Annotated in this window: 4 protein-coding genes; 3 read left to right on the top strand and 1 reads right to left on the bottom strand. The window is 38.9% G+C overall.

What is annotated here, in order from left to right; genetic code table 11:
• The first annotated feature begins 114 nt into the window (after window positions 1–114).
• The 3 genes from LC115_02770 to LC115_02760 all read left to right on the top strand — a co-directional run bounded on the left by LC115_02770 (window position 115) and on the right by LC115_02760 (window position 5193).
• Window positions 115–2424 (top strand): M1 family metallopeptidase, encoded by a 2310-nt coding sequence (locus tag LC115_02770; protein ID MCZ2355605.1) that lies wholly within the window; start codon window positions 115–117, stop codon window positions 2422–2424.
• A gap of 145 nt (window positions 2425–2569) precedes the next feature.
• A complete protein-coding gene (rho, locus tag LC115_02765; GenBank protein MCZ2355604.1) occupies window positions 2570–4420 on the top strand; it encodes a transcription termination factor Rho in 1851 nt (616 codons plus the stop codon).
• 47 nt (window positions 4421–4467) lie between these two features.
• Window positions 4468–5193 carry a DUF4197 domain-containing protein gene (locus tag LC115_02760; GenBank protein ID MCZ2355603.1) on the top strand — a complete coding sequence of 242 codons (726 nt, stop codon included), beginning with the start codon at window positions 4468–4470 and terminating at the stop codon, window positions 5191–5193.
• A 14-nt stretch (window positions 5194–5207) separates the two neighbouring features.
• On the opposite strand, the gene guaB is transcribed toward LC115_02760, so the two are convergent.
• Window positions 5208–6671: an IMP dehydrogenase gene (gene guaB, locus LC115_02755; GenBank protein ID MCZ2355602.1), complete on the bottom strand. Its 1464-nt coding sequence runs from the start codon at window positions 6669–6671 to the stop codon at window positions 5208–5210.
• Window positions 6672–6978: the final 307 nt, after the last annotated feature.

Below are 6978 nucleotides of genomic sequence, written 5' to 3'. Positions count from 1 at the left end.
ACCCCGAATGCAGTACAAGCTTTGTGCACTTAGCTATGATTAGAATTATGCTTAACAGAATAAAAAAATAAATTTTAAACAACCTCTAAATAGATATTTTTTTATTTTTGCGATATGAGTTTTCGAAAATTTGAGATTATTTTCTTTATTTGCTTCTTGTTTTGTAGTTTTGAGATATATTCTCAAAGAGATTCTAAGAATACTTCGGAAACCTTACGCTTTAAACAACTTCGGGAGGAACTTCCTACACCAACAGAATCCCGTTTAGCAACAGGTGCTCCCGGCCCTAAATATTGGCAAAATCGCGCAGATTATAGCATTGATGTAACCGTAGATGATATTAACCAACTTGTAACCGGAAAAGAAACTATTACTTATCATAACTTTTCACCACATACACTTACTTACCTCTGGGTTCAATTAGACCAAAATATTTTTGCTTCTGATTCAAGAGCCAAACTAATGTCAAACGCTCCTGATTATCAAAATATTACCATAGAACAATTAGCAGATAAATTAGCGATACCACCAAATTTAGGTTATAAAATAGAAGTCGTTCAGGATTCTAAGGGGAGGGTTTTAAAAAAGACAATCTATGATACAATGATGCGAATTGATTTACCAACTGCATTATTATCCGGTCAAGATTTTGTTTTTTCGATTCATTGGAATTTTAAGATAAATGACGGCAAAAAAGGGGGGCGTTGCGGCTATGAGTTTTTTGAATCAGATGGAAATTATATCTATGAACTAGCCCAATGGTTTCCGCGTATGTGCGTATATGACGATGTAAATGGCTGGCAACATAAATCTTATCTTGGGCGTGGCGAATTTGCCCTTGAATTTGGGGATTATACGGTAAATATTACCGTTCCTAATGACCACATTGTTGCCGCTACCGGAATCTTAACAAATCCTGATAAAGTACTAACAACAAAGCAGTTAGAACGATACAATCAAGCTAAAAATGCTGAAAAGCCTATCTTTATCGTTACCCCCGAAGAAGCTACCGAAAACCAGCAATCCAAACCCAATGGCACTAAAACATGGCGATTTTTTGCCAAAAACGTACGTGATTTTGCATTTGCAACTTCCCGAAAGTTTGTCTGGGACGCAGCCTCCGTTAAAATAGCCGGTAATTCTACACTGGCAATGTCTTTTTACCCCAAAGAAGGAATGCCTCTTTGGGATAAATATTCCACACACACCATCATCCACACACTTAAAGTTTATTCCCGTTATTCGTTAGACTATCCTTATCCTGTTGCTATTTCTGTGAACGGCCCTGTTTATGGAATGGAATATCCCATGATTTGCTTCAATGGTCCCAGACCGGAAAAAGATAAAACATACTCAAAGGCAACGAAATATGCACTGATTTCTGTGATTATTCATGAAGTTGGCCATAATTTTTTTCCGATGATTATCAGCTCTGATGAACGGCAGTGGACTTGGTTAGATGAAGGCTTAAATTCCTTTATACAGTTTCTAACGGAACGTGAATTTGAGCCAAATTACCCCTCTCGAAGAGGCTTTCCGAGTTCGGTAGTTCCTTATATGTCCGGCGGAGGACTCGAACCCATCATGACAAACTCTGAATCTATCTCTCAATTTGGGAATAATGCGTATTTGAAACCGGCTGTTGGGTTAAATATTTTACGCGAAACAATCATGGGGCGGGAATTGTTTGACTATGCTTTCAAAGAATATTGCCAACGTTGGAAATTCAAACACCCGGAGCCGGCAGACTTTTTTAGAACCTTAGAAGACGCATCCGGCGTTGATTTAGACTGGTTTTGGCGCGGCTGGTTTTTTGAAACAGACCCGGTAAATATTGGAATACAGTCCGTTACATGCTGGAAGCTAAATCCAAGCGACCCTAACATTACCAAAACCTTAGCAAAACAACAGTATGAAAAGACCTCTCAAAATCTCACAAATATCAAAAATGACACGTTAATAAAACAATATTATATTTCTGATAAACCGGAACTAAAAGATTTCTACAACCAATATGATGAATATGCTGTTACAAATAGAGAAATAGAAGCCTACCGAAATTACGTCAATAATTTATCTGAATCTCAACAAAAGCTACTACAAAGTAATCAATATTTCTATGTATTGGAATTTAATAATGCCGGAGGGATGCTCATGCCTATCATTATCCAAGTAACCTACAAAGACGGAAGTAAAGAAGTATTTCGTTTTCCGGTTGAACTTTGGGTCAAAAACACAGTTACTTGCACAAAGGAAATAATTAGCAATCAGGAAATTATAGAATTTCAATTAGATCCTTTTCTGGAGACAGCAGATATAGACACCTCAAACAACGTTTTTCCCAGAAAACCTGAGGTTTCCAGATTTGAGCTATTTCGGCAGCAGCAACGGGGCGGAAATCCGATGCAATACCAAACTCGCTGAATACCATAGCCACTATTTTTTTATTTCTTATTGTTAGTTTACCAAAAAAAAGTAATTTTGCTCGTTCGTTTCGCACTCATTTAGATAATCTTACAGTCAGCGATACTTTTTTGCGCAGTTTTTTTGCTTGCGCACTTCATATAATATGATTGATACCACTACTTTAAACAAAAAACTCATCTCTGAATTACGTTCAGCCGCGCAGGAATTAGGCGTAGAAAACTTTAAAGACCTAAAAAAAAATGAACTTATTGAAGAAATTATCAGACTTTCAGAAAGTTCAGCTGTAGATAATTCAGAAAATTCATCTGCCAATAAATCCAAAAGAAAAAGAATTATTTCTAATCAACCAATTGATAATCAATCTACTTCAATAGATTCTGATATTACAGATTCCCAAGATAATGTTTCTAATTTACCTAAAGAGCAGATTACGGAGAACCATTTAGAGGAGTCAAATATTCCCCAAAAACCAAACCATCAGCCGGCTAACCACCGCAAAAGAATTCGGAGTTTTCCAGAAAAAAACAGCCATTTACCAAAGGAAAAAGAAGTTACGAACAACCCGCATCCAGAAACTGTTACTGAAGAAAAAACGGTTGAGCAGGTTCAATTAGTGGATTCTACAGCACCATTACCCGAAATACCGGCACACAATAACAACCGCGAACGTATCATCCGTAAACGTGAAAATCATAAATCAGAAAGAAACACCGACCGTAAGTGGGTAACAGAACATCCTGAAAATAAGACCTCAGAGAAAAAGAATATAGCACCGGCTACGGAAACTACACCACCGCCCCCCCCACCCCCAAAATCGGTACTCAAAGAGGAAGATTTACTCATTTCTTGCACCGGAGTTTTAGAGGTTATGCCCGAAGGGCACGGCTTTTTACGCTCTGCCGAGTTTAATTATCTAAATTCTCCTGATGATGTATATGTCCAGCATCATATTATGCGGCAATTTGGCGTTAGAACAGGAGATACCATTCAAGCTATGATTCGCCCGCCCCGAGATAGCGACCGATATTTTACACTTGTAAACATCCTAACTATCAATGGAAAACAGCCGGCAGAAATTCGCGATAGAGTGTTCTTTGAAAACTTAGCTCCCTTGTTTCCATTTCAAAAGTTCAATTTGCATTCTTCTAACGATTCAGATTTATCGCTTAGAATTATAGATTTATTTGCACCTATCGGCAAAGGCCAAAGAGGGCTTATCGTAGCCCAACCCAAAACAGGTAAAACGATTTTATTAAAATCCATTGCCAATGCAATTGCTCGTAACCATCCGGAATCTTATTTAATTATATTATTGGTAGATGAACGGCCTGAAGAAGTAACCGATATGCAGCGCAGTGTTGATGCAGAGGTTATTGCTTCTACGTTTGACGAGCCGGCTGATAGGCACGTTCAGGTAGCCGGTATCGTTTTGGAAAAAGCCAAACGATTAGTAGAGTGCGGCCATGATGTAGTGATTTTATTGGATTCAATCACCCGCTTAGCACGGGCATACAACACCGTAGCTCCCGGGTCAGGTAAGATTTTATCCGGCGGCGTAGATTCCAATGCCCTCCAAAAACCCAAACGCTTTTTTGGTGCAGCCAGAAAAATAGAAAACGGCGGCTCTCTTACTATCGTAGCTACTGCCCTCATTGACACCGGCAGCAAAATGGACGAAGTAATATTCGAAGAATTTAAAGGCACCGGCAATATGGAACTCCAGCTTGACCGTAGGTTAGCCAATAAACGAATCTATCCGGCTATTGATATTGTAGCCTCCGGCACCAGACGTGAAGACTTGTTTATGGATTCCACTTCCTTAGACAGGGTCTGGCAGCTCCGAAAGTTCCTCACGGAAATGAGCCCCATGGAAGCAATGGAATTCATGAAAACCCAACTCAAAAAATCACGTGATAATCAAGAATTTTTAAAAACCGAATTTATAAAAATAGCCCAAAACTTCTCTTACAGCGATAAAGACTTTGGCCGATAAAAAGTTTGGCAATATTTTTGTATAAAATATCTAAATTTATTCAAATAATGAAAACTATTGCTTTTCTATGGATGCTAATCGCCCCCTTTTGGGTTTCTGCCCAGTGGGGAAACGTAATTAACCAAGTAAAAGACCGTGTAAACGGGTCTAAATCTGTTTCAGGGCTTAGTGAGCAAGAAGTCATAAATGGCTTAAAAGAAGCCTTAAAAGTAAGCACAAATAAATCTGCCGAAAGTGCCAGCAAAATAGATGGTTTTTTAAAAAATCCAGCTATCTTTATTCCGTTACCGCCTGAGTTAGCGCGAGTTAAAGGTCAGTTAGATAGAATGGGTTTTAGCAGCCAAACCGCTGAAGCCGAAAAGTTATTGAATCGGGCTGCCGAAGATGCCGCTAAAAAAGCCGCACCTATTTTTATTGACGCAATCACAAAACTCACCTTAAAAGATGCAAAAAATATTTTATTAGGAAACGAGCGCGCAGCTACTGATTACCTTATGGGATCAACCACTCCGGCTTTGGTTCAGGCTTTCGCTCCCATTATTGCACAGTCGTTGGATAAGGTAGGGGCAAATAGAACATGGAACACCCTTACAACGTCTTACAACAAAATTCCATTTGTTACCAAAATCAACACTAACCTAACTGATTACACCACCCAGTTAGCTATCAAAGGCGTTTTTACGCTAATGGCCGTAGAAGAATCCAAAATCAGGAAAGACCCTGCTGCCCGAATTAATGATATTTTGAAAAAAGTTTTTGGGGCCGTCAAATAGACCCCAAACTTCATTTATGATTGAGAATAATTTGGTGATTCTTTGGTAATTTGGATAGAGTGCGGGTGGCTTTCCTTAAATCCTGCCCATGATATTTGGACAAGTTCATTATTTTGAAGGTCGGTCAGTTTTTTAGCACCACAGTATCCCATTCCGGCACGTAATCCTCCGATAAATTGGTGTAATACTTCCGCTACACTTCCTTTGAAGGGAACTCTTCCGACAATACCTTCCGGGACAAGTTTTTTAATATCTTCTTCAACATCTTGAAAATAACGGTCTTTACTGCCAGCTTCCATTGCTTCTATGGATCCCATTCCGCGATAAGACTTAAATTTTCTGCCTTCCATTAAAATGGTTTCGCCGGGGCTTTCATCTGTTCCTGCGAGCAAGTTACCAATCATTACTGTTGAAGCTCCTACGGCAAAGGCTTTGGGTAGATCTCCTGTGTGTTTAATGCCGCCATCTGCGATGATTGGGATTCCTGAATTTTCTGTACCTTTTACAGCTTCCATGACGGCAGTAAGTTGTGGAACTCCAATACCGGCAACCACTCGGGTTGTGCAGATACTTCCCGGCCCAATACCAACCTTCACGGCATCTGCGCCAGCCTCAATAGCCGCCTTAGAACCGGATTTTGTAGCCACATTTCCCACAATTAACTGAATATCTTTATATTTCTTTTTAATTTCCTGTACCATTATCAAAACTCCCTTAGAGTGAGCATGAGCTGTATCTATGGTAATCACATCAGCACCGGCTTTCAGTAATGCCTCTATCCGTGCAAATGTATCATTACTAACGCCAACAGCAGCCCCAACCAATAATCTGCCTAAACTGTCCTTTGAAGCCGAAGGATAATGCTTTCGTTTAATAATATCTCGATAGGTTATTAAACCGGATAGTTTTCCATTTTTATCAATAACCGGCAGTTTTTCAATTCTATATGTTTTTAAAATATCTTCGGCTTGGGTTAAAGTTGTTCCAATAGGAACTGTAATTAAGTTTTCTGTGGTCATGATTTGAGAAATCGGTCTATTATCTGCTACTTCAAATCGCAAGTCTCTGTTGGTGATGATTCCCACAAGTTTGTGTTCATTGTCCACCACTGGGATTCCGCCTACTTTATGTTCAGACATAATTTGCATAGCCGTTTGCAGCGTATCTTGGGGAGCTAATGTAATTGGGTCGCTTATCATGCCGCTTTCTTCCCGCTTAACTCGCCGAACCTGAGCTGCCTGTTTCTCTATACTCATGTTTTTGTGAATGACACCAATACCTCCCGCAGATGCCATCGCAATAGCCATCCGATATTCTGTAACAGTATCCATAGCAGATGATATTAAGGGAATATTTAGCGAAATATCTCGCGTCAGCATCGTCTTTATGTCTGTTTCGCGGGGCAAAATCTCAGAATAAGAAGGTACTAATAACACATCATCATAGGTTAAGCCTACCTGAATTGTTCTCTCTTTCATAAATAATTTTGAGTGCAAAAGTAACTCTTTAACAAGCATTTTATCAAAAAAAATAAGAAAACTGACTTTATTGATCCCTTAAATCACCCCAAAAATCAGTTTATCCTGTTGATTTTAAAAGGCAAAAATCTATTATGACCGTATTTTTTTATGGTTATACAGGTTTTTCGTTGTCATAGTTGCACTCTAATTCGTGAATTGTATTTTTAGAACTACCCATAAATTAACTACAATAATTAGAGCGTATTGCACAACCTCTAAATCTTTAAAAAAGCCCAAATTTTCTCCCGTTCAAAATAAATTTTGA

The sequence above is a fragment of the Bacteroidia bacterium genome (assembly GCA_026932145.1).
In the GTDB taxonomy this organism is placed as follows: domain Bacteria; phylum Bacteroidota; class Bacteroidia; order J057; family JAIXKT01; genus JAIXKT01.
This window is presented reverse-complemented; position numbering and strand designations above follow the sequence as displayed.

Excerpts from the sequence above, each read along its gene's own strand:
- LC115_02770 (MCZ2355605.1), top strand. The coding sequence starts at position 115 with ATGAGTTTTCGAAAATTTGAGATTATTTTCTTTATTTGCTTCTTGTTT.
- rho (MCZ2355604.1), top strand. The coding sequence starts at position 2,570 with ATGATTGATACCACTACTTTAAACAAAAAACTCATCTCTGAATTACGT.
- LC115_02760 (MCZ2355603.1), top strand. The coding sequence starts at position 4,468 with ATGAAAACTATTGCTTTTCTATGGATGCTAATCGCCCCCTTTTGGGTT.
- guaB (MCZ2355602.1), bottom strand. The coding sequence starts at position 6,671 with ATGAAAGAGAGAACAATTCAGGTAGGCTTAACCTATGATGATGTGTTA.